This window comes from Streptomyces sp. NPDC030799 (genome assembly GCF_055572255.1).
Genome location: NZ_JBVIDS010000011.1, coordinates 11136 through 34692, shown reverse-complemented (window position 1 = coordinate 34692; position 23557 = coordinate 11136). Strand labels below are relative to the sequence as shown.

Annotated in this window: 22 protein-coding genes and 1 pseudogene; 10 read left to right on the top strand and 13 right to left on the bottom strand. The window is 73.0% G+C overall.

The genetic code is table 11. The annotated features are described in order from the left end of the window. Positions 1-44: 44 nt before the first annotated feature. The gene (locus tag ACZ41I_RS26185) at positions 45-320 is read left to right on the top strand and encodes a hypothetical protein (RefSeq protein ID WP_363218874.1); all 276 of its coding nucleotides are present in this window, start codon (positions 45-47) and stop codon (positions 318-320) included. Further along, positions 317-1810 (top strand): cytochrome bc1 complex cytochrome b subunit, encoded by a 1494-nt coding sequence (gene qcrB / locus ACZ41I_RS26180; RefSeq protein WP_468318469.1) that lies wholly within the window; start codon positions 317-319, stop codon positions 1808-1810. Before ACZ41I_RS26185 ends, qcrB begins: the two co-directional genes overlap by 4 nt. Here the strand turns inward: qcrB and ctaF are convergent. Next, positions 1746-2129 (bottom strand): aa3-type cytochrome oxidase subunit IV, encoded by a 384-nt coding sequence (ctaF, locus tag ACZ41I_RS26175; RefSeq protein ID WP_468515171.1) that lies wholly within the window; start codon positions 2127-2129, stop codon positions 1746-1748. The genes qcrB and ctaF overlap by 65 nt on opposite strands. Beyond that, on the bottom strand, positions 2126-3808 hold the full coding sequence (gene ctaD / locus ACZ41I_RS26170) for an aa3-type cytochrome oxidase subunit I (protein WP_363218871.1): 1683 nt from the start codon (positions 3806-3808) through the stop codon (positions 2126-2128). The genes ctaF and ctaD overlap by 4 nt, the downstream gene beginning before the upstream one ends. A gap of 96 nt (positions 3809-3904) precedes the next feature. Here ctaD and ACZ41I_RS26165 point away from each other — a divergent pair, with 96 nt between their 5' ends. Beyond that, complete coding sequence (locus tag ACZ41I_RS26165; RefSeq protein WP_468515170.1) at positions 3905-4273, top strand: DUF6479 family protein; 369 nt, start codon at positions 3905-3907, stop codon at positions 4271-4273. Positions 4274-4448: 175 nt separating this feature from the next. After that, positions 4449-4631, top strand: coding sequence for a hypothetical protein (locus ACZ41I_RS26160; RefSeq protein WP_399775173.1), 183 nt, complete (start codon positions 4449-4451; stop codon positions 4629-4631). A 13-nt stretch (positions 4632-4644) separates the two neighbouring features. Here the strand turns inward: ACZ41I_RS26160 and rfbC are convergent, their stop codons facing one another. The 4 genes from rfbC to ACZ41I_RS26140 form a co-directional block, all read right to left on the bottom strand. Next, positions 4645-5253 (bottom strand): dTDP-4-dehydrorhamnose 3,5-epimerase, encoded by a 609-nt coding sequence (gene rfbC / locus ACZ41I_RS26155; protein WP_468515169.1) that lies wholly within the window; start codon positions 5251-5253, stop codon positions 4645-4647. Positions 5254-5256: 3 nt separating this feature from the next. Next, positions 5257-5388 carry a hypothetical protein gene (locus ACZ41I_RS26150; RefSeq protein WP_363218867.1) on the bottom strand — a complete coding sequence of 44 codons (132 nt, stop codon included), beginning with the start codon at positions 5386-5388 and terminating at the stop codon, positions 5257-5259. A 114-nt stretch (positions 5389-5502) separates the two neighbouring features. Then, positions 5503-6087 carry a hydrolase gene (locus tag ACZ41I_RS26145; RefSeq protein ID WP_399775180.1) on the bottom strand — a complete coding sequence of 195 codons (585 nt, stop codon included), beginning with the start codon at positions 6085-6087 and terminating at the stop codon, positions 5503-5505. Between the two features lie 105 nt (positions 6088-6192). After that, on the bottom strand, positions 6193-6630 hold the full coding sequence (locus ACZ41I_RS26140) for a MarR family winged helix-turn-helix transcriptional regulator (RefSeq protein ID WP_363218865.1): 438 nt from the start codon (positions 6628-6630) through the stop codon (positions 6193-6195). A 126-nt stretch (positions 6631-6756) separates the two neighbouring features. On the opposite strand from ACZ41I_RS26140, the gene ACZ41I_RS26135 reads away from it, so the two are divergent. Genes ACZ41I_RS26135 through ACZ41I_RS26120 form a run of 4 tightly spaced genes read left to right on the top strand, consistent with a single transcriptional unit; the run spans position 6757 to position 12471 of the window. Beyond that, positions 6757-9798: an FAD-binding and (Fe-S)-binding domain-containing protein gene (locus tag ACZ41I_RS26135; protein ID WP_468515168.1), complete on the top strand. Its 3042-nt coding sequence runs from the start codon at positions 6757-6759 to the stop codon at positions 9796-9798. 9 nt (positions 9799-9807) lie between these two features. After that, positions 9808-10917, top strand: coding sequence for an enolase C-terminal domain-like protein (locus tag ACZ41I_RS26130; RefSeq protein ID WP_399775185.1), 1110 nt, complete (start codon positions 9808-9810; stop codon positions 10915-10917). 36 nt (positions 10918-10953) lie between these two features. Then, positions 10954-11964 (top strand): SDR family oxidoreductase, encoded by a 1011-nt coding sequence (locus ACZ41I_RS26125; protein WP_399775187.1) that lies wholly within the window; start codon positions 10954-10956, stop codon positions 11962-11964. 9 nt (positions 11965-11973) lie between these two features. After that, positions 11974-12471, top strand: a complete 498-nt coding sequence (locus tag ACZ41I_RS26120; protein WP_363218861.1) for a metallophosphoesterase family protein — start codon at positions 11974-11976, stop codon at positions 12469-12471. 79 nt (positions 12472-12550) lie between these two features. On the opposite strand, the gene ACZ41I_RS26115 is transcribed toward ACZ41I_RS26120, so the two are convergent. From ACZ41I_RS26115 to ACZ41I_RS26085, 7 genes are read right to left on the bottom strand one after another with little or no spacing between them, the layout of a single operon-like run. Then, positions 12551-13195: an SRPBCC family protein gene (locus ACZ41I_RS26115; protein WP_363218860.1), complete on the bottom strand. Its 645-nt coding sequence runs from the start codon at positions 13193-13195 to the stop codon at positions 12551-12553. Positions 13196-13216: 21 nt separating this feature from the next. Further along, positions 13217-14320 (bottom strand): XdhC family protein, encoded by a 1104-nt coding sequence (locus ACZ41I_RS26110; protein WP_468515344.1) that lies wholly within the window; start codon positions 14318-14320, stop codon positions 13217-13219. Next, the gene (locus tag ACZ41I_RS26105) at positions 14313-15761 is read right to left on the bottom strand and encodes a vWA domain-containing protein (protein WP_468515167.1); all 1449 of its coding nucleotides are present in this window, start codon (positions 15759-15761) and stop codon (positions 14313-14315) included. Before ACZ41I_RS26105 ends, ACZ41I_RS26110 begins: the two co-directional genes overlap by 8 nt. 5 nt (positions 15762-15766) lie before the next feature. Then, positions 15767-16624, bottom strand: a complete 858-nt coding sequence (locus ACZ41I_RS26100) for an AAA family ATPase (RefSeq protein WP_468515166.1) — start codon at positions 16622-16624, stop codon at positions 15767-15769. A gap of 33 nt (positions 16625-16657) precedes the next feature. Then, on the bottom strand, positions 16658-17512 hold the full coding sequence (locus tag ACZ41I_RS26095; protein WP_468515165.1) for an FAD binding domain-containing protein: 855 nt from the start codon (positions 17510-17512) through the stop codon (positions 16658-16660). Continuing rightward, a complete protein-coding gene (locus tag ACZ41I_RS26090) occupies positions 17509-19995 on the bottom strand; it encodes a xanthine dehydrogenase family protein molybdopterin-binding subunit (RefSeq protein WP_468515164.1) in 2487 nt (828 codons plus the stop codon). Before ACZ41I_RS26090 ends, ACZ41I_RS26095 begins: the two co-directional genes overlap by 4 nt. Beyond that, entirely contained in the window at positions 19992-20492 is a 501-nt protein-coding gene (locus ACZ41I_RS26085; protein WP_468515163.1) for a (2Fe-2S)-binding protein, read from the bottom strand. The genes ACZ41I_RS26090 and ACZ41I_RS26085 overlap by 4 nt, the downstream gene beginning before the upstream one ends. Before the next feature lie 248 nt (positions 20493-20740). Between ACZ41I_RS26085 and ACZ41I_RS26080 the strand changes: the two are divergent. Together ACZ41I_RS26080 and ACZ41I_RS26075 are read left to right on the top strand one after the other, a co-directional pair. After that, positions 20741-21586: pseudogene (locus tag ACZ41I_RS26080) on the top strand (GTP-binding protein); the annotation flags it as partial. Then, the gene (locus tag ACZ41I_RS26075) at positions 21584-23308 is read left to right on the top strand and encodes a hypothetical protein (RefSeq protein WP_468515343.1); all 1725 of its coding nucleotides are present in this window, start codon (positions 21584-21586) and stop codon (positions 23306-23308) included. The pseudogene ACZ41I_RS26080 and the gene ACZ41I_RS26075, both read left to right, overlap by 3 nt. Positions 23309-23557 lie beyond the last annotated feature (249 nt).

The following is a 23557-nucleotide window of genomic DNA, read 5'->3' as shown; positions in this document are numbered from 1 at the left end:
GTTGGAGAGGCGTATCCCGGATGCGGTGCCTAGGGTCGATTGGTGTGGCACACACCTTCGAAGAACTCGTGCAGAAGCAGCGTGCGGCCGAGGCGGCCCACGCCACGGTCGAGGAGCTGCGGGACGCCTACGGCCCGCCCGCCGAACGGCGGATGAGCGGTGCCCAGTCGGGCACCTACGAGACCGCGCTGCGCGCCTGGCGGGACCTGGCCCGGGACGCGCAGACCGCGGTGAGCGAGTACGCGAAGGAGACGGGCCGGCCGCGCCCCGAGGTCGAGGCCGAGGTGGCCCGGGCGGCGGCGGAGCCGGAGACCGCATGAGCCGTACGGGGCGCCGCGCCGAGCGGCTCGTGGACGCAGCGGACGCCCGGCTGCCGGTGTACGAGGCCGGCCCGCTGCTGCGCAAGGCGTTCCCGGAGCACTGGTCCTTCCTGCTCGGCGAACTCGCGCTGTACAGCCTGCTGGTGCTGATCGTGACCGGGGTCTGGCTGACCCTGTTCTTCCAGCCGGAGATGCGCGAGGTCGTCTACGCGGGCCGCTATGTGCCGCTGCGCGGTGTGCGCATGTCGGCCGCCTTCGACTCCACCCTGCACATCAGCTTCGACGTGCGCGGCGGGCTGCTGATGCGGCAGACCCATCACTGGGCCGCGCTGGTCTTCGTCGCCGCGATCGGCGCGCACCTGCTGCGGATCTTCTTCACCGGCGCGTTCCGCCGGCCCCGCGAGCTGAACTGGGTGATCGGGGTGACCCTGTTCGCCGTCTCGCTCGCCGAGGGCTTCGCCGGCTACTCGCTCCCCGACGACCTGCTGTCCGGGACCGGGCTGCGCATCGCGCAGGGCATCATGCTGTCGATCCCGGTCGTCGGCACGTACGTGGCCTTCCTCGCCTTCGGCGGCCAGTACCCGTCCCACGACATCATCACCCGCCTGTATCCGCTGCACGTCCTGCTGCTCCCGGGCGCTCTCCTCGCCCTGGTCGCCGTGCACCTGATGCTGGTGGTGCATCTGAAGCACACCCAGTGGCGCGGTCCTGGACACACCCAGCGCAACGCCGTCGGCAAGCCGTTCGTGCCGCAGTTCACCGGCACCTCCGCCGGCCTGGCCGTCATCGTCTCCGGCCTGCTGGTGCTGCTGGCCGGCGTCGCCCAGGTCAACCCGGTCTGGAACTACGGCCCCTACCGCCCCGACCAGGTGTCCACCGCCTCCCAGCCCGACTGGTACGTCGGCTTCCTGGAGGGCGCGTTGCGGCTGGTCCCGCCCTGGGAGACGAACGTCGCGGGACACACCCTCATGTGGAACGTCCTGCTCCCCGCGGTCGTCCTGCCGGGGCTGCTGTTCACCGCGCTGTACGCCTATCCGTTCGTCGAACAGCGCCTCACCGGGGAGTGGTGGGCCGAACGGCACCTGTGCGACCGGCCCCGCGAACGGCCCGTCCGCACCGGGCTCGGCGTGGCGGGCACCGTGTTCTACGGCGTGCTGCTGCTGGCCGGCGGCAACGACGTCATCGCCCAGACCTTCCGGATCTCCGTCAACGCCATCACCTGGGTCCTGCGCATCGCCCTGATCGTGGCACCCGTCCTCGCCTTCCTGGTGACCCGGTGGCTGTGCCGGGCCCTGACGGCGGCCGAGAACGAGCGCCTCGCCGAGGGCGTGCCGACGGGCGAGATCCGGCAGAGCGTCACCGGCGGCTACGAGACCGATCACGAGCCCGTGGAGACCTTCCGGCCCGGCGCCCCGCGCAGAGCGCTCACCGGTGCGCGTACTGGAACACCATCCCGAACACCCCGCGCGCCAGAACGCCCAGGCCGATGAGGAACAGCCACAGCCCGAAGACCACGCCGGTCGCCGTCAGGGCGAAACCGAGCGCGGTGACGATCGGCCACAGGCTCTCGTCGGGGAAGAACGCCACCGGCCCGGCCGCGTCCGCGATCTCCGCCTCGGTGCGGTCCTGCGCCCGCGTCCCGCGGCGCCGGTACTGGATCAGGCAGAAGAACGCGACCAGGCCGGCCATCCCGCACGCGACGACCAGCGCGACCGTGCCCGCCTCCTCTCCCGACCACACCCCGTACAGTGCGGCGACCCCGCCGAAGAACAGCGCGACCCCGCCGAACAGCATCGCCTCCGCCTTCATCGGATCTCCTTCTCCCCGGCCGGCTGCTCGACCTCCGGATGGTGCAGGTCGAAGGCGGGCGACTCCGAGCGCACCCGGGGCAGCGCCACGAAGTTGTGCCGGGGCGGCGGGCACGACGTCGCCCACTCCAGGCCCCGCCCCCACCCCCACGGGTCGTCCACGGTGACCTGCTCACCCTTGGCGGCGGTGCGCCACACGTTGTACAGGAACGGCAGCGTGGAGATGCCCAGCAGGAACGCGCCCGCCGACGACAGGGTGTTGAGCAGGGTGAAGCCGTCCGTGGGCAGATAGTCCGCGTACCGGCGGGGCATCCCCTGCTCGCCGAGCCAGTGCTGCACCAGGAACGTCAGCTGGAACGCCGGGAACAGCAGCCAGAAGTGCAGTTTGCCGAGCCGCTCGTCGAGCATCTTCCCGGTGAACTTCGGCCACCAGAAGTAGAATCCGGCGAACATGGCGAACACCACCGTGCCGAACAGCACATAGTGCAGGTGCGCCACGATGAAGTAGGTGTCGGTCAGATGGAAGTCCAGCGGCGGTGAGGCGATCAGCACCCCGCTCAACCCGCCGAGCAGGAACGACACCAGAAAGCCCATGGACCACAGCATCGGGGTCTCGAACGACACCGAGCCGCCGGTCATCGTGCCGATCCACGCGAAGAACTTGATGCCCGTGGGCACCGCGATCAGGAACGACATGATCGAGAAGAACGGCAGCAGCACCGCGCCGGTGGCGAACATGTGGTGCGCCCACACGACCGCCGACAGCATGGTGATCGAGATCGTCGCCCCGATCATCGGCACATAACCGAACAGCGGCTTGCGGGAGAACACCGGAATGATCTCCGAGACGATCCCGAAGAACGGCAGCGCCACGATGTAGACCTCCGGATGCCCGAAGAACCAGAACAGGTGCTGCCACAGCAGCGCCCCGCCGTTCGCCGCGTCGAAGACGTGCGCCCCGAACTTCCGGTCCGCCTCCAGTGCCAGCAGCGCCGCCGCGAGCACCGGGAACGCGGGCAGGATCAGGATCGAGGTGAACAGCACGTTCCAGGTGAACATCGGCATCCGGAACATCGTCATGCCCGGCGCGCGCAGTGACACGATCGTGGCGATGAAGTTCACCGCGGTCAGCGTCGTCGACACACCCGAGATCACCAGCCCCATCGCCCACAGGTCGCCGCCCGCGCCGGGGGAGTAGTAGGCGCTGTTCAGCGGCGCGTAGGCGAACCAGCCGAACGCCGCCGCCCCGCCGGGCACCAGGAAGCCGGAGACCACCATCAGGCCGCCGAACAGGTACATCCAGTACGACAGCGCGTTCAGCCGCGGGAAGGCCAGGTCGGGCGCGCCGATCTGCAGCGGCATCACGGCGTTGGCGAACCCGGCGAACATCGGGGTCGCGAACAGCAGCATCATGATGGTGCCGTGGATGGTGAAGAACTGGTCGTAGCCCTGCTTGCTCAGGAACTGCAGACCCGGCCGGGCGAGTTCCGCGCGCATTCCGAGGGCGAGCAGCCCGGCGAGCAGGAAGAAGCAGAACGCCGTGACCATGTAGAGCCGGCCGATCACCTTGTGGTCGGCGGTGGAGAGCCAGCGCAGCACAGCCCGGCCCGGGCGCGGGGCGGGTGCCGTGTAGCGGGCGACGATCTCCTGGGTGTCCGGCAATTCGGGTAGTTCCGTCATCGCGGATGACGCTACTCCGCGTGACCTTCGGCCTCCGGCGCGCCACGCCTCGTATCGGGGGTCGTATCCGTCGCTCGGCCGGGTACCCGGCGCCCCATGAACGTCGCCATGTACGTAGCAGCAGCGGGTGCGCAGGTCTTCGGATACGTCCTCATCCTGCTGGCCGGGGTCGCCTGCGTCGCGGGACTGATCTGGGCCGTCCGGCTCGGCTTCAAGGTACGCGAGCGCGAACCGGCCCCGCCGCGACCCCACGAGCACCCCACGATGCCGCCGACCGGCCCGGTCCACGAGACCGTCGAGATGCGTGAACCCGACGATCTGCCTCAGGCCGGGGATGACAACGAGCGGCTCACTCCCTATCAGATCGGCAACGTCCGCTCCCGGCGCGCCGACGACCAGCACCGCCCCCGCTGGTCGCCCGGTTCCAGCGGGTCCTTCGGCGGCGGAGGCGGCGGCCGGACCTGAGGGGGTCGCTGGTGCAGGGGGCTCAGCGGGTGCGGGGGGCGCCGGGTTTGCGGGCGCGGCGCTCCGGGGACCCGGTGAGGCACACATCGCAGACAGGCCCCCGATGAGGCACGGCCGCACACGGGCCCACGCAGGGCCGGCGGACCGGCTCCGGCCGGCAGAACGCAGAAGGAAGATGGACGACGTGACCGCGCATCCCAGTGAGAAACCCGCCCTGCCCTACGCCGAGACCGGCTGGGCGAAGGCCCGCCGCCGGCGAGGCCGGGGAGTGCGGACCTGTCTCCCCGCGACGGTGGACCGCGGCCGGGCGCAGCAGGGCACCGTCTGCGAGGACAACATCGTGCGGGGCGAGGACTGAGCCGACCGAGGCGTCAGCCGCTGAGCCCGCCCGAGCGCCGCCGTTCGTAGTGGGCGGAGCAGGCCGCGTACGTGGGCAGCAGCCCGGACCGCTCCGCCTCGGCCAGTGGAGGGGCCTCGGCGTCCTTGTCCGACAGCACCGGCTCGATCCCCTCGGGCCAGGTGATGCCCAGCGCCGGGTCCAGCGGGTGCACCCCGTGCTCGCGCTTCGGCGCGTATCCGGTCGAGCACAGGTACACCACCGTGGCATCGTCCGTGAGCGCCATGAAGGCGTGTCCGAGGCCCTCGGCGAGGAACGTGGCACGCCGGGTCCCGTCGTCCAGTCGTACCGCCTCCCACTGCCCGTAGGTGGGGGAGCCGACGCGGATGTCCACCACGACGTCGAGGACGGCTCCGTGCACACAGGTGACGTACTTGGCCTGACCGGGCGGCACGTCGGCGAAGTGGATGCCGCGCAGCACACCCCGCCGGGACACCGAGCAGTTGGCCTGGGCGAGGTCGAGGTCGTAGCCGGTGGTCTCGCGGAAGTCCGCGCCCCGGAACCACTCGTGGAAGCTGCCCCGCTCGTCCGGGAACACCTGGGGCTCCAGCACCCAGGCACCCTCTATCCCCAGTTGTCGCACGCCTCATGCCTTCCAGGTCGTCGTGGTCGTCAGGGTCCGTCCGCCCGGCACGGCGACCCCGGAGCCGCAGCGCTCGACGACGACCGCGGAGCGCGGGTGGTTGCGGCGGAACAGCTCACCGGCATCCGGTTCCAAGCCCCCCTCGTCCGCCGGCCGTTGCGTCCGTGGCACGGTGCGCGTGGCCGCATGCTAACCCGGCCCCTCGCGGCGGCGGGCGGGTATCCCGCGGCAAGGGGCCGGGCCGGCCGGTCAGTTGGAGGTCTTGGCGAGCAGCTCCAGGATCCCGGCGGTCGTGCCGCTCTCACCGAGCCGAGGGAAGATCCGCTCGACACTGTTCGCGTGTGCCTCGGCGTAGGCGTCGGCCATCGCGTCCGTGGCGAGGGTGACGTGGTAGCCGTGGGCGTAGGCGTCGCGGGCGGTCGACTCCACGCCGATGCTGGTGGCGATGCCGGTCAGCACGATCTGCGTGATGCCGCGGCGGCGCAGCTGGACGTCCAGGTCGGTGCCGTGGAAGGCGCTCCAGTTGTGCTTCGTGACATGGATGTCGCCGTCGTGGCCGGACAACTCGTCGACGATGACGTCCCAGCCCTCCGGAAAGGCGGCCACCGGTGCCTGGTGCTCGGTTCGGCCGGGGATCGCGTCGGCCCAGTCGGGCGCGAAGGAGACCCGCACCAGCACCACGGGCAGCCCCCGTGAGCGGAAGGCGTCGGCGAGCTCGGCCGTGCGGGAGACGACGTCCGCCGCCGTGTGCGGCTTGACGGGGATGCCCACGATGCCGTGCTGCAGGTCGATCGCGACGAGGGCGGTCCGGGGGTCGAGCGTGGTGAGCGACATGGGCTGGTCAGACCTTTCGAAGGGTGGTCGTCCGTGCGGTGGTGAGCCGGCCGAGCGAGCGGTCCGGCTGGGTCGTCGCCGGCAACAGGGCGGTGAGCCCCGGTATCACGGCTGCGACAGCCGTTGCATCAGCTCCAGCGCCGTGCGCACCGTCTGCCGTTCCTCCTCGGTGTAGCGGTCCTGGAAGGCGCGGGCCAGCCACTCCTCGCGGATCTGCCGGTTGCCCTCGATACGGGCCCGCCCGGCGTCGGTCAGGGTGACCAGCTGGCGGCGGCCGTCGTCCGGGTCGGGGGCGCGCCGGATCAGACCGTGCCGCTCCAGGGCCGCCAGTGTGGTCGCCATCGACTGCGGGCGTACCCCCTCGGCGGCGGCGAGCGCGCTGGCCGTGGCGGCGCCGTGCTTGCCGACGAGGGTGAGCGCCGACTCCTGGGAAGGGCTGAGATCGGTGTCCTGGGCGACCTCGCGGATGCGGCGCCGCAGCCGGCTGAACACCACGCGCAGGTCGCGTGCGGTGCGCACGGCGGAGTCGGAGATGTCAGCCATGGCGTCCACCCTAGGACCAACAGCCGGAACTGTCCAGCTCGGACTGTTCAGTTTTGCCTGATGAATTGACGGGTACTCGCCCGTCCCCGGAAGGGGCAGCACGTCGGTGAACTCAAGGGAGCGCAGATGACCCCTGCGGACATGACCGGCCTGGAGGCGGCGCTGCGCGCCGAGGTGGACGGCGAGGTCCGCTTCGACGCCGGCAGCCGCGGCGCCTACGCCACGGACGGTTCCAACTACCGGCAGGTCCCCCTGGGTGTCGTCGTCCCCCGCACGGTGGAGGCGGGCGCCCGGGCGCTGTCGGTGTGCGCACGCTTCGACGCCCCCGTCCTGTCCCGGGGCGGCGGCACCAGCCTGGCCGGACAGTCGACCAACACCGCCGTGGTGCTGGACTGGAGCAAGTACTGCACCCGGCTGATCACCGTCGACCCCGAGCGGCGCACCTGTGTGGTGGAGCCCGGGATCGTCCTGGACGAGCTCAACCGGCAACTCGCGGTCCACAGGCTGCAGTTCGGGCCGAAACCCTCCACCCACAGCCACTGCGCGCTCGGCGGCATGATCGGCAACAACTCCTGCGGGGCCTCCGCCCAGGCCTACGGCAAGACCGTCGACAACGTCCGGCGCCTGGAGATCCTCACCTACGACGGCCAGCGCGCCTGGGTCGGCCCCACCCCGCCCGACGAACGCGACCGGATCGTCAGCGGCGGCGGGCGGCTCGGCGAGATCTACGCCGGCCTCGACCGCATCGCCACCGAGTACCTCGCCGACATCCGCCGCGGCTACCCGAAGATCCCGCGCCGCGTCTCCGGCTACAACCTCGACTCCCTGCTGCCCGAGAACGGCTTCGACGTGGCCAGGGCACTCGTCGGCAGCGAGGGCACCCTGGTGACGGTCCTGCGCGCCGAACTCGACCTCGTGCCGGTGCCGGCGTACCAGTCGCTGCTCGTCCTCGGCTACGACGACATCTGCGCCGCCGCCGACGACGTACCGCGGCTGCTGGAGCACTGCTCGCCCAGCCAGCTGGAGGCGCTGGACGGCCGCATGGCCCAGCTGATGCGCGAGGAGGGCGCCTACCTCGACTCCCTCAACGTGCTGCCCGAGGGCGACAGCTGGCTGATGGTCCAGTACAGCGGCGACAGCCAGGAGGACGTCGACGAGCAGGCCCACGCCCTGCTCCGGGCCATCGGCCGCGACGAGAAGGAGCGCACCGTCGCCTTCTCCGACGACCCCGAACGCGAGCAGAAGATGCTCAAGGCCCGCGAGGCCGGACTCGGCGTCACCGCGCGCCCGCCGGACGACCGGGAGACCTGGGAGGGCTGGGAGGACTCCGCCGTACCGCCCGACCGGCTCGGCGACTACCTGCGGGACCTGAAGAACCTGTTCGACGAGTTCGACTACGACCACCCGTCCCTGTACGGCCACTTCGGCCAGGGCTGTGTGCACACCCGCATCCCGTTCGGCCTGCGTACCGCCGAGGGTGTCGCGCACTTCCGGCGCTTCGTGGAGCGCGCCGCCGACCTCGTCGCCTCCTACGGCGGCTCCCTGTCCGGCGAGCACGGCGACGGCCAGTCCCGCGGCGAACTGCTCACCCGTATGTTCGGCGAGCGGCTGGTGACCGCCTTCGGCGAACTGAAGGCGCTGTTCGACCCCACGAACCGGATGAACCCCGGCAAGGTCGTCCACCCGAACCCCGTCGACGGCCAGCTGCGGCTCGGCCCCTCCTGGCGGCCGGCCACCCCCTCGACCCACTTCGACTTCCCCGAGGACGAGCACTCGTTCAACCGCGCGGTGATGCGCTGCGTCGGCATCGGCAACTGCCGCAGCCACTCCGGCGGCGTCATGTGCCCCTCCTACCGGGCCACCATGGAGGAGGAGCACTCCACCCGCGGCCGGGCCCGGCTGCTGTTCGAGATGCTCGACGGCCACGCCGACTCCGCGGTCAAGGACGGCTGGCGCTCCACCGCCGTACGCGACGCGCTCGACCTGTGCCTGGCCTGCAAGGGCTGCAAGTCCGACTGCCCGACCGGCGTCGACATGGCCACCCTCAAGGCGGAGTTCATGGCTCACCACTACGAGGGCCGCATCCGGCCCATGGCCCACTACTCCATGGGCTACCTGCCGGTGTGGGCCCGGCTCTCCCGGATCGCCCCCTCCGTGGTCAACGCCGCGCTCCACGCGCCCGGTCTGGCCCGCCTCGGCAAGCGGCTCGCCGGCATCGACGAGGCCCGCTCGGCACCCGTGTTCGCCGAGGAGTCCTTCGTCCAGTGGTGGCGGTCCCGCGGGAAGGAGGAGCCGGACCCGTCCGACCCGCGCACCGTGGTGCTGTGGCCCGACACGTTCAGCACCTACTTCCACCCCTCGATCGCGAAGTCGGCCGTACGGGTCCTGGAGGACGCGGGCTTCCGCGTCGCCGTCCCCACCGAGCCGGTGTGCTGCGGGCTGACCTGGATCTCCACCGGCCAACTCCGTGTCGCCAAGAAGGTGTTGACCCGCACGCTCGGAGTGCTGCGCCCCTACCTGGAGGCGGGCACCCCGATCATCGGCCTCGAACCTTCCTGCACGGCCGTCTTCCGCGCCGACGCCCCCGAGCTGATGCCGGCCGACCAGGACGTGCAGCGGCTGGCCGGACAGGTCCGCACCTTCGCCGAGCAGCTCGTCCACCACGCCCCCGACGGCTGGCGGCCACCGCAGCTCGCCCGGCAGGCGACCGTGCAGACCCACTGCCACCAGCACGCCATCATGAAGTTCGACGCCGACCGCGAACTGATGCGCCGCGCCCACCTGGACGCCGAGGTCCTCGACGAGGGCTGCTGCGGCCTCGCCGGCAACTTCGGCTTCGAACGCGGCCACCACGAGGTCTCCATGGCCGTCGCCGAACAGGGCGTCCTGCCCGCCGTACGCGGAGCGGCACCCGACAGCCTGGTCCTCGCCGACGGCTTCAGCTGCCGCACCCAGATCGAGGAGGGCGGCACCGGCCGCCGCGCCCTGCACCTCGCCGAGGTCCTCGCGCTCGGCCTGGACGGCAACCTGCCCAGCGACCACCCGGAACGCCTGGCCGGCCGCCCGCCCGAACCCTCGCGCACGGCCCGCTGGGCGACGATCGCCGCCGCGACGGCCCTTCCCGTGGGCGCCGCACTGGGGCTGCGGCTGCTCCGGCGCCGGAGCTGAGGAGGCGGCATGAGCGACCAGCCGACCATCGACGCGGTGGACACCGCCGTCTACACCGTCCCCACCGACACCCCCGAGGCGGACGGCACCCTCGCCTGGGACAGGACCACCCTCGTCCTGGCCACCGTCCGCTCCGGCACCACCACCGGCCTCGGCTACACCTACGCCCCGGCCGCCACCGCCCACGTCGTCCGTGAACTCCTCGCCGGGACGGTCACCGGCCTGACCGCGCTCGACGTGCCGCGCGCCAACGAGCGGATGTGCCGGGCCGTGCGCAACGCCGGACTGCCCGGCCTGGCCGCCCAGGCGATCGCCGCCGTCGACATCGCCCTGTGGGATCTCAAGGCCCGGCTGCTCGGCCTGCCCCTCGTCAGCCTGCTCGGCGCCGCCCACGACGACGTGCCCGTCTACGGCAGCGGCGGTTTCACCACGTACGACGCCCAGCGCCAGGACCGTCAGCTGCGCGGCTGGGCCGAAGACGAGGGCATCCCCCGCGTCAAGATCAAGATCGCCGAGTCCTGGGGCAGCCGCACGTCCCGCGACCTCGAACGGGTCGCCCGCGCCCGGGCGAGCGTCGGCGACGCCGTCGACCTGTACGTGGACGCCAACGGCGGCTACACCGGCGGCCAGGCCCTGCGCATCGGCGACGCGCTCACCGACCACGGCGTCACCTGGTACGAGGAGCCGGTCTCCTCCGACCACCTGACCCTGCTCGCCGACCTGCGCAGCCGCCTGCCGATGGACGTCACCGCCGGCGAGTACGGCTACACGCTGCCGTACTTCGAGCACATGCTGGCCGCCCACGCGGTCGACTGCCTCCAGGCGGACGTCACGCGGTGCGGTGGCATCACCGTCTGGCTGCGCGCCGCGGCCCTCGCCCACGCGCGCGGGATCGACGTCTCCGGCCACTGCGCACCGCACGCCCACGCGCATGCCGCCGCGGCCGTACCCAATCTGCGCCACCTGGAGTGGTTCCACGACCACGTCCGCATCGAGCGGCTCCTCTTCGACGGTGTCCTCGACCCCGGCGGCGGCAGCATCGCACCGGGCGCCGACGGGGCACCCGGGCTGGGCCTGACCCTCGCCGAGGAGCGGGCACGGCAGTACCGAACGGAGTAGACGGCAGTACCGAACGGAGCAGGAGGACAGCGGAACATGCCCCCCACCGTCGTCATCACCGGCGCCAGCGCCGGCATCGGCCGCGCCACCGCCCGCCTGTACGCCCGGCGCGGCGCGAACGTCGTGCTGGTCGCGCGCGGCCAGGGCGGCCTGGAGGCGGCGGCCGACGAGGTCGCGGCGCTCGGCGGACGCCCGCTCGTGCAGGCGGCCGACGTGGCCGACGCGGCCCGGGTGGAGGCCGTCGCCGAGGCCGCGGAGAAGGAGTTCGGCCCGATCGACGTCTGGATCAACTGCGCCTTCTCATCGGTGTTCGCGCCGTTCGACGAGATCACCCCCGAGGAATTCCGCCGGATCACGGACGTGACCTACCTCGGCTTCGTCAACGGCACCCGGACCGCCCTCAGGCGCATGCTGCCCCGCGACCGCGGCACGATCGTGCAGGTCGGTTCGGCCCTCGGGGAACGGTCGATCCCGCTGCAGTCGGCGTACTGCGGCGCCAAGCACGCCATCAACGGCTTCACCTCCTCCCTGCGCACCGAACTGCTGCACCGCGGCAGCAACGTCCACGTCACCGTCGCCCAGCTGCCCGCGGTCAACACACCCCAGTTCGAATGGGTACGCTCCCGGCTGTCCGAGCACCCGATGCCGGTGCCGCCGATCTACCAGCCGGAGGTCGCCGCGCGGGGCGTGGTGTACGCGGCCGACCATCCGCGCCGCAAGCAGTACTACGTCGGCGCCAGCACCGTGGCCACCATCTGGGCCAACCGCCTGGCCCCGGCCCTGCTCGACCGCTACCTCGCCCGCACCGGCTTCGACTCCCAGCAGACCGACCGCATCCCGCCGGCCGGCCTGGACAACCTCTTCGAACCGGTGGACACGGAGCCCGCCGCGGACCAGGGCGCCCACGGCTCCTTCGACGACAGCGCCCACGCCCGCTCCTGGCAGCAGGCCCTGGCCCGGCACCCCGCCGTCACCGCCCTCGGCACCGGCGCCGCCGTACTCGGCGCGGTCACCGGCCTGCGCCGGCTGACCTCCCGGACGACCTAGGCTGGTCCGGTGCGCCTCCTGCTGATGTCCGACACGCACCTGCCCAAGCGCGCCAAGCTGCTCCCCGAGCCGCTGCTGGCCGAACTCCCGCACGCGGACGTCGTCCTCCACGCCGGGGACTGGGTGGACACCGCCACCCTCGACCTGCTGGAGAGCCGCAGCCGCCGGCTCATCGGGGTCTACGGCAACAACGACGGCCCCGAGCTGCGTGCCCGGCTCCCCGAGGTGGCGTACGCCGAGCTGGACGGGCTGCGCTTCGGCGTCGTGCACGAGACCGGCCCCGCCCAGGGCCGCGAGGCCCGCTGCGCCGCCCGCTTCCCCGACCTCGACGTCCTGGTCTTCGGCCACAGCCACATCCCCTGGGACACCACCGCCCCGACCGGCCTGCGCCTGCTCAACCCCGGCTCACCCACCGACCGGCGCCGCCAGCCCCACTGCACCTACCTCACGGCGACCGTCACCGACGGCGCGCTCACCGACGTCACCCTGCACCGCCTGCCGCGGTAGCGGGCATGGGCTGTCAGTACCGGTGGTACCGGCGGAGGTACGGCTCACACCGGCAACCCTCCCTCCGGGGGACGGTCCGTCACCGGCGCCGGGTGGTGCGTCCCCTTCGCCGCCGCAGTCGCACCGCCGCCCATGCCAGTACGCCGACCACGGCCGCCAGGGCCGTCGCCCGCTTGGCCACCGGCAGCCCGGCCGTGCGCAGCAGGTCCAGTGGCTCCGGCTCCTCGGCCGGCGGAGGCTGCGTGCCGTCGGCCCGCGCGGGCTCCTCGGCGGCCGGGGGCGGCTCCGTCAGGCGCTCCGCCAGGCAGGTCGCGAACTGGCTCACCAGGCGGTCGCCCACCTCGGCCAGCACCCCCCGCCCGAACTGTGCCGGGCGCCCGGTCACCGTCAGGTCCGTTCGGACCGACACCGTCGTGGCGCCGTCGCGTTCGCTGAGCGTGCCGGTGACCGTCGCGCGGGCCGTGCCCTGGCCCCGGGTCTCCCGGCCGCTCGCCACCAGCACCATGCGGTGCGCCGCCGCGTCCTGTTCCTCGAAGACGGCCGTACCCCGGTAGGCGACCGTGACCGGGCCGACCTTGACCTTCACCGAGCCGGTCACGGTCTCGCCGTCGTAGTCCTCCACGACCGCGCCCGGCAGACAGGGCGCGACCCGTTCGATGTCGAGGAGTGCGCGCCAGGCGTCGTCGACCGGGACGGGGACGGTGAACTCGTGGTGCAGCTCCATGACCTGCTCCTTCCGGAGGCGTCAGGCGGGGGTGGGGTGGATGGCCCCGGCGGTCGTCGTCAGGGGCGCGCCGGTGCCGCCCCAGCGCAGGGCGACGATCTCGGCGGCGACGGAGACGGCGACCTCCTCGGGCGTACGGGCCCCGAGGTCGAGCCCGAGCGGCGAGCGCAGCCGGGACAGCTCGGCCTCGGTCAGGCCGGCCTTCATGAGCCGGTCGCGGCGCTCCTCGTGGGTCTTCCGGCTGCCCATCGCGCCGATGTAGGCGGCCGGGCGGCGCAGCGCCTCCTCCAGCAGCGGTACATCGAACTTCGGGTCGTGCGTGAGCACGCAGATCACGGTGCGGTCGTCGGTCTCCGTCCCGGCGAGATAGCGGTGCGGCCAGTCGGCCACGACCTCGACGCCCGCGGGGAAGCGCTTGGGCGTGGCGAAGACCGGGCGCGCGTCGCACACGGTCACCCGATGGCCGAGGAAGTCACCGATCCGGGCCACGGCGGCGGCGTAGTCGATCGCGCCGAAGACCAGCATGCGCGGCGGCGGCGCGAACGACTGGAGGAACACGGTCACGGCGTCCTCGCGGCGCTCGCCGTGCGGACCGTAGTGCCGCAGGAGAGAGGCGCCGAGCGCGAGTTCGCCGCGTGCGTCGGCGGTGACGGCGACGTCGAGGCCGCTCGTGCCGAGTGTGCCCGCCGCCCGGTCCGGCCAGACGGCGCGCGTGGCGCCGCGCGGCGCGGGTCCGTCCACCACCGTCGCCACGGTCACCGGCTCGCCCCCGGCGACCGACGCGGCGACCGCACCGAACTCCGGATCCGACTCGGACGTCACCGGCCGTACCAGCAGGGTGATCTCACCACCGCAGGTGAGCCCGACCGCGAACGCGTCCTCGTCGCTGTAGCCGAACGTCTCCAGACGGGCCTCGCCACTCGCCACCACCTGCTGGGCGAGCTCGAACACCGCGCCCTCCACGCAGCCCCCGGACACGCTTCCCACGACCTCGTCGTCCGGGCCCACCGCCATGGCGGCACCGGGGCCGCGCGGCGCGCTGCGGCTGACCGCGACGACCGTGGCCAGCCCGAACGGCACACCGGCCGCGTGCCAGCGAGCCAGCGCCGGCAGGATCTCACGCACCATCCGCTCCTTTCACCGGGACCACCGGGTCCGGGACCACCGGGGCCGGCGGGACCACCGGGCCCGCACCCGCCTGAGCGCCCCGCACCACCGCCGCCAGCCGCTCCAGCGCAGCCAGGCTGTGCCCCTCCACGAAGGCGTCCACACTGGGCAGGGCCGCCGCCATCCCGGCGGCCAGCGGCGCGTAACCGGGGCGTGCCTTGCGCGGGTTCGCCCAGACCACCTGGTGCGCCAGGGCATGCAGGCGGCGCATCTGCTGCCCGAGCAGTTCCGGATCGCCGCGCTCCCAGCCGTCCGAGAGCAGCACGACGATCGCCCCGCGCGCCATTCCGCGCTGCCCCCAGCGGTTCAGGAAGTCGCGCACCAGCTCGCCGAGCCGGGTGCCGCCGCGCCAGTCGGGCACGGCCGCCGCGACGGCCGCCATCGCCAGATCGGGGTCGCGGTGCGAGAGTTCCCTGGTCACCCGGGTCAGCCGGGTGCCGATGGTGAACACCTCGGTGCGGCCCGTGCGCACCGCCGCGTGCGCGAACCGCAGCAGCGCGTCGGCGTACGGCGCCATCGAGCCGCTCACGTCGACGAGCAGCACCACCCGGCGGGGCCGCGCCACCCGCGTGTGCCGCCGCAGCCGGGCCGGCTCCCCGCCCCGCCGCAGCAACTCCCGCACGGTGCGGCGCGGATCGACCTCGCCGCGCCGGGCGGGCCTGCGCCGCGCCGAGCGCCGGGTCTGCCCGTGCAGCGCGAACGCGGCCAGCAGTCGGCGCAGTTGGGCACGCTCGACGGCGTTCAGCTCGGCTACGTCGCGCTGCCGCAGCACCTCGGCCGAGCTGGCGAGCGCGGCGACCGGCGGTCCCGGCGGTTCTCCCTCACCGGGTGCGGGCGCGCCGTGCGGCGCCTGCCGGGCGACCAGCCGGAGCCGGGGCGGGGGAGCGGCGCGCACCGGGCGCGGGGCCTGCTCGCCGGAGGGCCCGAAGTACGCGGCGAACACCCGCTCGTACCGCTCCAGATCGTCGTGCCCGCCGCACAGCGTCGCGCGCCCCGCCCAGTACACGTCCGCACGCACTCCCGGCCGCAGGGCGCTCACGGCACGCAGGAACGCGTACAGACGCTCGCTGCTCGCGTCCACACCCGCCGCCCGCAGCGCACGCACGAACCCGAGCAACACGGCATCCGCCCCCAGCCGCCCGGGGCGCGCACCGAGGGGGTCGGTGTCCGTGTCGGGTCGTGCGGGGCCCGTCCCCAGCGGGTCGGTGATTGTCCTGAGCCGGTCGGGGTCCGTCCCGCGTGGGTCGGGGGCCGTTCCGTATCGGCTGTCGTCCGCCGTGAGCCGCTCGGCGTGCGCGGCCTGCGGTTCCGTGGGCGGGGGGCGCAGCCGTGGGTTCCCGCCCTGCTGCGCGGCGTCCGCTCCCGGCGGCGGGTTCGCACCGCTCCCGGTCGTGGCCATCGCCCTCACCCGCCCCGGGCCGCGAGGACCGCCGCGAGATCGAGGCCCCGCGCCCGGTCCGTGTCCTCCCGGTACTTCAGTACCGAGCCCAGCGTCGCCACCGCCAGCTCCGCGTCCACCTCGCTCGTCCCCAGCGCGTCCAGGGCCTCGGCCCAGTCCAGGGTCTCGGCCACGCCGGGCGGTTTGAGCAGGTCCGCGCCCCGCAGCGCCTGCACCAGCGCCGTGACCTGCTCCGCCAGCCGCGCCGACACCCCGGGCAACCGGCGCCGCACGATGGCCAGTTCACGGGCGAAGGAGGGATGGTCGAACCAGTGGTAGAGACAGCGCCGCTTCAGTGCGTCGTGCACCTCGCGGGTGCGGTTGGAGGTCAGGACGACGACCGGCGGGTTCTCGGCACGCAGTGTGCCCAGCTCCGGGATCGTGACCGAGTACTCGGACAGCAGCTCCAGCAGGAACGCCTCGAACTCGTCGTCGGCCCGGTCGATCTCGTCCACCAGCAGCACCGACGGCTGCGTCTGCAGCGCGCGCAGCAGCGGCCGGGCGATCAGGAAGCGCCGGTCGTACAGCTCGCTCTCTAGCCGGTCCGCGTCCGTCACCCCGGCCGCCTCGGCGGCTCTCAGGTGCAGCAGCTGACGCGGGAAGTCCCAGTCATACAGGGCCTGCGAGGCGTCGATGCCCTCGTGGCACTGCAGCCGGATCAGCGGCGCGCCCAGCGCCTTGGCCAGGGCGGCGGCGAGCGCGGTCTTGCCCACACCCGCGTCGCCCTCGCAGAACAGCGGCCGGTGCAGCCTCAGCGCCAGGTAACAGGTGACGGCCAGCCCTTCGTCGACGAGGTATCCCGTCTCCTCCAGGCGGGCCCCCACCTGCTCCGGGTCGTCGATCCGGATGATCGGCGCTCACCCCATTCCGGTGGCGGTCAGCACCGCCCGCCGGGTCAGCACCCGTGCCAGGTGCTGCCGGTACTCGGGCGAGGCGGACAGGTCCTGCGACGGCCGGGTGCCCTCGGCCGCCGCCTCGGCGGCCCGCGCCACGGCGTCGGGACCGTCGGCGCCGGACAGCGCCTCCTCGGCGGCCGTGGCCCGCAGGGGGGTGGAGCCCATGTTGGTCAGCCCGATGCGGGCGTCGGTGACGCGCCCGTCGTCGCGCCGTACCAGCGCGGCGACGCCGACGATGGCCCAGGACTGGGCGACCGGGTGGAACTTCTCGTAGTGGAAGTCCCAGCCGTCCGTCTTCGGGATCCGTACCTCCGTCAGCAGCTCGTCGGGGGCGAGCGCGGACTGGAGGTAGTCGACGAAGAACTCCCGGGCCGGGATGGTGCGCCGGCCGCCCGGACCGGTCACGACCAGGCCGGCGTCCAGGGCCAGGGCCACGGCGGGCAGGTCACCGGCCGGGTCGGCGTGCGCCAGCGAGCCGCCGAGGGTGCCCCGGTGCCGGACGGCAGGGTCGGCGACCGTGCCCGCCGCCTCGGCCAGCAGCCCGGCGTGCTCGCGCACCAGCGGGTCGTGGACCACTTCGTGGTGCGTGGTCAGCGCGCCGATGACGAGCGTGTCGCCGTCCTCGCGGACCCCGCGCAGCTCGGGGATCCGGCCGACGTCCACGACGAGTTCCGGGAAGGCCAGCCGCAGCCGCAGCAGGGGCAGCAGGCTCTGCCCGCCGGCCAGCACCTTTGCGTCCTCTCCGGCGTCGGCGAGCGCGCGGACCGCCTCGTCCACGCTCATCGGACGGGTGTACTCGAACGCGGGCGGAATCATGCCGAACCCTCCTCACCCGGCTGGCCGTACTGCCCCAGCTCGCCGGACTGCGCGGCCTGTCCGGACTGCCCGGACCGGGCCTGGCCCGTGCCGCCGGCCGTGCTGGTCCCGTCGGCCCCTCCTGAGCGTGCCTCCTGGATGGCCTGCCACACCCGGTGCGGCGAGCACGGCATCCGTACGTCCCGCACGCCCAGCGGCCTGAGCGCGTCCACGACCGCGTTGACCACGGCGGGCGTCGACGCGATCGTCCCCGCCTCCCCGACTCCCTTGACGCCCAGGGCGTTCGACGTCGCGGGTGTCTCCGTCCGGTCGGTGGTGAACTCCGGCAGGTCGGCCGCCGACGGCACGAGGTAGTCGGCCAGGGTGCCGGAGACCAGGTTGCCGTCGGCGTCGTACACGGCCTCCTCGTACAGCGCCTGGGCGATGCCCTGCGCGAGACCGCCGTGCACCTGCCCCTCGACGATCATCGGGTTGACGACATGGCCCACGTCGTCGACGCAGACGTACGACCGGATCCTGGTCTTCCCGGTCTCCGTGTCGACCTCGACCGCGCACAGGTGGGTGCCGTGCGGGTAGGAGAAGTTCTCCGGGTCCACGACGTGCTCGGCGTTGATCGTGGGCTCGACACCGTCGGGCAGGTCGTGGTTGGTGAACGCCTCGAACGCGATCTCCTGGATGGTCTTGCGGGCCTCCGGTGACCCCCTGACGGAGAACACGCCGCCGCTGAACTCCAGGTCCTGTTCGCTGGCCTCCAGCAGGTGGGCGGCGACCTTCCGGGCCTTTTCCACGACCGTTCGCGCGGCCCGGTGCACGGCCTCGCCGCCGACGGCCAGCGACCGCGAGCCGTAGGTGTCCATGCCCTGCGGGGCCGCCTTGGTGTCGCCGTGCACCACCTCGATGTCGTCGAAGGGCACGCCGAGCACGTCGGCCGCGATCTGGCTCCAGCAGGTCTCGTGGCCCTGCCCGTGCGGGCTGGTGCCGGTGACGACCTCGACCTTGCCGGTGGGCAGCATGCGGATGCTCGCCGCCTCCCAGCCGCCGGCCCCGTACCTGAGGTCGCGCAGCACCCGGCTCGGCGCCAGACCGCACATCTCGGTGTACGTCGACACGCCGATGCCGAGCCGTACGGGGTCGCCGCGCTCGTTGCGCTCGCGCTGCTCGGCGCGCAGGCCGTCGTAGCCGAACAGGGCGAGGGCCTTCTCGGTGGCCGCCTCGTAGTTGCCGCTGTCGTAGGTCAGCCCGGCGATCGAGGTGTACGGGAACTCCTCGTGCCGGATCCAGTTCCGACGCCTCAACTCGACGGGGTCCAGCCCCAGTTCGGTCGCCAGCTCATCCATGGTCCGCTCGATGGCGAAGGTCGCCTCGGGGCGTCCGGCGCCGCGGTAGGCGTCGGTGGGGGTGCGCGTGGTGAACACGCCGGTGCAGGTGAACTCGTAGGCGTCCATCTTGTAGATCGCCGGGTACATGAAGGCACCGAGGATCGGGATGCCCGGGGTGACGAGCATCAGGTAGGCGCCCATGTCGGCGAGGAGGTCCACCTTCAGGCCGAGCACCCTTCCCTCACGGGTGGCGGCGATCTCGATGTCCTGGATCACGCCGCGGCCGTGGTGGGTGGCGAGCGCGCCCTCGGAGCGGGACTCGGTCCACTTCACCGGCCGGCCGAGCTTGCGGGCGACCGCGAGTGCGAGGGCCTCCTCGCCGTACACCTGGAGCTTGGAGCCGAAACCGCCGCCCACGTCCGGGGCGATCACCCGCAGTTTGTGCTCGGGGATCCCGGTCACTGTCGCGAGCATGATCCGCAGGATGTGCGGGATCTGGGTCGCGGAGTAGACCGTGTACTCGCCGGAGGCGGCGAGCGGGGTGACGACCACGGCGCGCGGCTCCATCGCGTTGGGGATCAGGCGCTGCTGGTGGTAGCGGCGCTTCAGCGTCACCTCGGCCCGTTCCCGCACCGCCTCGAAGCTCTCGCCGGTGGCGAGCGGCCAGGTGTAGCAGCGGTTGGTGCCCTTGTCGGCGTGGACCAGCGGGGCGTCCTCGGCGAGCGCGGCCTCCAGGTCGAGGACCGGGGGCAGCGGGTCGTAGTCGACCTCGATCGCCTCCAGCGCGTCGGCGGCGGCGTACCGGTCGCGGGCCACCACGACCGCCACCGGGTCGCCGGCGTAGCGGACCTCGTCGACGGCGACGGGCGGATGGTCGGGCAGCACGATGTCCTCGGTCACCGGCCAGGCGCACGGCAGTGAGCCCAGCCCCTCGGCGAGGTCGGCGCCGCTGAACGCCGCGACGACACCGGGCCGTTCGAGGGCGGAGGAGACGTCGACGCGGGTGAGGCGGGCGTGGGCCATCGGGCTGCGCAGGATCGCCAGGTGCAGGAGCCCGGCCACCTGGATGTTGTCGGTCCAGTTGGTCTGGCCGGTGATCAGCCGGGCGTCCTCCTTGCGCAGGCGGGCGCGGCCGACCTCGCGTTCGACGGCCTGGCCGGTCATGCCGTGACCTCCTCGGTGGCCTGCTGCCCGGAAGAGTCCTGCTGTCCGGACGCGGCGAGCACCGCGCGGACGATGTTCTGGTAGCCGGTGCAGCGGCAGAGGTTCCCCTCCAGACCCTTGCGGACCTCCTCCGGGCCGGGGTGCGGGTTCTCGCGGAGCAGATCGCGCGCCGCCATGATCATGCCCGGGGTGCAGTAGCCGCACTGCAGACCGTGCTTCTCGTGGAACGCGCGCTGCAGCGGCGTCCACTCGCCGTCCTGCGCGAGCCCCTGGATCGTCGTCACCTCGCACCCGTCCGCCTGGACGGCGAGCAGCGAGCAGCTCTTCACGCTCGCTCCGTCCAGGTCCACCGTGCACGCTCCGCAGTTGGAGGTGTCGCAGCCGATCGGGGTGCCGGTGCGGCCGAGGCGGTCGCGGAGGTAGTGGGCCAGGAGCAGACGGGGTTCCACGTCGTCCTCGTACGTCGTGCCGTCCACCTTCACCGAGATGCGGGTCATGGGCCCTCCAGGCCGTGCGGAAGAGGGTTTTCAGCCACCTGGCGTGATGTAGGTCACCCTACGACCGTGCTCCGGGTGGGGCGAGTGCACCGCCCGGGCTTTGGTTGATCGTTAATCCATTGCTGCCGGGTGCCGGTGTCTGCTGCACTGCGCGGCGTACGTCGTCACACAGAGAGGACCAGCGATGCGCGCTGCGTGCATGTCCACCCAGGTAGAAACCCGCCCCGTGCCGAAGGACATCACGCTCAGTGCATCTGCTCAATCTCGGAATTCTCGCCCATGTCGACGCCGGTAAGACCAGCCTGACCGAACGGCTGCTGCACACTGCCGGAGTGATCGACGAGGCCGGCAGTGTCGACGCCGGCAGCACCACCACCGACACACTCGCGCTGGAGCGGCAGCGCGGTATCACCATCAAGTCCGCCGTCGTGTCGTTCCCGCTCGACGGCGTCACCGTCAACCTCCTCGACACCCCCGGTCACCCGGACTTCATCGCCGAGGTCGAGCGGGTGCTCGGCGTGCTCGACGGCGCCGTCCTGGTCGTCTCGGCCGTCGAGGGCGTCCAGGCGCAGACACGGGTGCTGATGCGCACCCTGCGCCGGCTGCGCATCCCCACCCTGATCTTCGTCAACAAGATCGACCGGCGGGGCGCCCGCGAGGAGGCGGTACTCCGCCAGATGGCCCACCGGCTGGCCGTACCACTGGTCCCGATGGGCCGGGCCGCCGGTCTCGGCACCCGCGCCGCCCGCTTCGTACCCGGCCTCGGCCCGGCCGCACCGGAGGTGCTCGCCGACCACGACGACGACCTGCTCGCCGCATTCCTCGACGGCGGTGTGCCCGCGGCCCGCCTGCACGCCGCCCTGGCCGCGCAGACCCGGCGCGCCCTGGTCCATCCGGTGTACTTCGGCTCCGCCATCACGGGCGCAGGCGTACCGGAGCTGATCGCCGGCATCGAACACCTGCTGCCCGCCGCCGACGGCGACCCGGCCGGCCCCCTGTCGGCCACCGTCTTCAAGGTCGAACGCGGCCCGGCAGGGGAGAGGGTGGCCTACGCCCGGATCTTCTCGGGCACCTTGTGCGTCCGCGACCGTGTGCCGTTCGGGGAGGGCGCTGAGGAGGCTCTTGCGGGCGGCGGCCGGGGCGAGGGTTGGCCTGCCGGCGGTCGGGACGAGGGCCGGTTCGTCGGCGGCCTGGGCGAGAGGCGGTCCGTCGACGCCCGGGATGAGAGGCGGTCCGTCGACGCCCGGGATGAGAGCCGGTTCGTCGACGCCCGCGACGAGAGCCGGGCCGTCGGCGGCCGGGGCGAGGGTCGGGCCGTCGGTGGCCGGGTGGAGGGCAGCTCCGGCGGCGGTCGCGCGGGAGCCGGGTCTGCCGGCCGGGCGGGTGGCGCGGGTGACGGTCGTGTCGGGGACGGGGCTTCAGGTGCTGCCGGTGTCGGCCGGGCAGGGGAGGGGACTGGTGGACCTCGTGCGGGCAGCGGTGCCTCCGGTGCCGGGGGAGCGGGCCGGATCACCGACGGTCGTGCGGTGGCCGGGGGTGCAGGTGGTCGTGGGGTGGGGCGGGGTGCCGGCGAGGGTTCGCAGGTCCGGCCCTGTGACGGTCATGCCGTGGCGGGGGGTGCCGGCGGCCGTCGGAACGGCCGGGGGCTCGACGGGAGCCCGGAGGGCCGTGGTCGGCCTGAGGCGGCCGGGCGGCGTGCTCGGGGGCGGGCGGAGGGGCGGGTCACTGGGATCAGTGTCTTCGAGCGGGGCGTGGACGTGCGCCGGGACAGGGCCGGGGCCGGGCGGATCGTCAAGGTGTGGGGGCTCGGCGGTATCCGGATCGGCGACGCGCTCGGCCTGCCGAGGCCGGCGTACGTGCACCACTTCGCGCCGCCCACCCTGGAGACCGTCGTCGTCCCCGGCCCCGGCACGGACCGGCGCTCCCTGCACCTCGCCCTCACCCAGCTCGCCGAGCAGGACCCGCTCATCGCGGTCCGCCACGACGACGTGCGCGGGGAGACCTCCCTGTCCCTGTACGGCGAGGTGCAGAAGGAGGTCATCCAGGCGACCCTCGCCGAGGAGTACGGCCTGGACGTCACCTTCCGCGAGACGACGACCCTGTGCATCGAACGGCCGGCCGGCACCGGGCACGCCGTGGAGTTCAACAAGAAGGACGCCAACCCGTTCCTGGCCACCGTCGGCCTGCGCGTCGAACCCGCACCGCCCGGCTCCGGGGTGCGGTTTTGGCTGGAGGTGGAGCTGGGCTCGATGCCGTACGCCTTCTTCAAGGCCGTCGAGGACACCGTCCACGAGACGCTCGGCCAGGGACTGCACGGCTGGCAGGTCCCCGACTGCACGGTCACCATGACCCACTCCGGCTACTCGCCCCGGCAGAGTCACGCCCACCAGGGCTTCGACAAGAGCATGTCGAGCACCGGTTACGACTTCCGGGGCCTGACCCCGCTGGTCCTGACCGAGGCGCTGCGCCGGGCCGGCACCGTGGTGCACGAGCCCCTGCACCGCTTCCGGCTCGATGCCCCGGCCGACACACTCGGCGCGCTGCTCCCGGTGCTCGCCCGGCTCGGTGCCGTACCGGAGACCACCGCCGCACTCGGCGCGGCCGTCGTGCTGGAGGGCACGGTGCCGGCCGCCCGGGTGCACGAGCTGGAGCAACGCCTGCCCGGTCTCACCCGGGGCGAGGGGGAGCTGGAGACGGCCTTCGACCACTACGCGCCGGTCACCCGGGGCACGGTCCCCGAGCGGCCGCGTACCGATCACAACCCGCTGAACCGGAAGGAGTACCTGCTGAATGTGACCCGCAGGGTGGGCGACTGAGCAGAGAGCCGACCGGAGCTGACTGCTGGTCAACTTACCTCGGAGTCAGGTGTATTGACGCCGTCAGGGGCGCGCCGGAATGTGGTGAACATGCCGAATATCCGGGTGCGTCTGCTGGTTGTCCTGGTCGTCCTCTGCGGATCCCTGGCGGTGGGGGGGGGCCCCCCCCCCCCCCCCCCCCCCCCCCCCCCCCCCCCCCCCCCCCCCCCCCCCCCCCCCCCCCCCCTCTTCCCCCCCGGCCCCCCTCCC

Coding starts and splice junctions, on each gene's coding strand:
- qcrB (WP_468318469.1), top strand. CDS start 317: ATGAGCCGTACGGGGCGCCGCGCCGAGCGGCTCGTGGACGCAGCGGAC.
- ctaF (WP_468515171.1), bottom strand. CDS start 2,129: ATGAAGGCGGAGGCGATGCTGTTCGGCGGGGTCGCGCTGTTCTTCGGC.
- ctaD (WP_363218871.1), bottom strand. CDS start 3,808: ATGACGGAACTACCCGAATTGCCGGACACCCAGGAGATCGTCGCCCGC.
- ACZ41I_RS26165 (WP_468515170.1), top strand. CDS start 3,905: ATGAACGTCGCCATGTACGTAGCAGCAGCGGGTGCGCAGGTCTTCGGA.
- ACZ41I_RS26160 (WP_399775173.1), top strand. CDS start 4,449: ATGGACGACGTGACCGCGCATCCCAGTGAGAAACCCGCCCTGCCCTAC.
- ACZ41I_RS26145 (WP_399775180.1), bottom strand. CDS start 6,087: ATGTCGCTCACCACGCTCGACCCCCGGACCGCCCTCGTCGCGATCGAC.
- ACZ41I_RS26140 (WP_363218865.1), bottom strand. CDS start 6,630: ATGGCTGACATCTCCGACTCCGCCGTGCGCACCGCACGCGACCTGCGC.
- ACZ41I_RS26135 (WP_468515168.1), top strand. CDS start 6,757: ATGACCCCTGCGGACATGACCGGCCTGGAGGCGGCGCTGCGCGCCGAG.
- ACZ41I_RS26130 (WP_399775185.1), top strand. CDS start 9,808: ATGAGCGACCAGCCGACCATCGACGCGGTGGACACCGCCGTCTACACC.
- ACZ41I_RS26125 (WP_399775187.1), top strand. CDS start 10,954: ATGCCCCCCACCGTCGTCATCACCGGCGCCAGCGCCGGCATCGGCCGC.
- ACZ41I_RS26115 (WP_363218860.1), bottom strand. CDS start 13,195: ATGGAGCTGCACCACGAGTTCACCGTCCCCGTCCCGGTCGACGACGCC.
- ACZ41I_RS26105 (WP_468515167.1), bottom strand. CDS start 15,761: ATGGCCACGACCGGGAGCGGTGCGAACCCGCCGCCGGGAGCGGACGCC.
- ACZ41I_RS26095 (WP_468515165.1), bottom strand. CDS start 17,512: ATGATTCCGCCCGCGTTCGAGTACACCCGTCCGATGAGCGTGGACGAG.
- ACZ41I_RS26090 (WP_468515164.1), bottom strand. CDS start 19,995: ATGACCGGCCAGGCCGTCGAACGCGAGGTCGGCCGCGCCCGCCTGCGC.
- ACZ41I_RS26085 (WP_468515163.1), bottom strand. CDS start 20,492: ATGACCCGCATCTCGGTGAAGGTGGACGGCACGACGTACGAGGACGAC.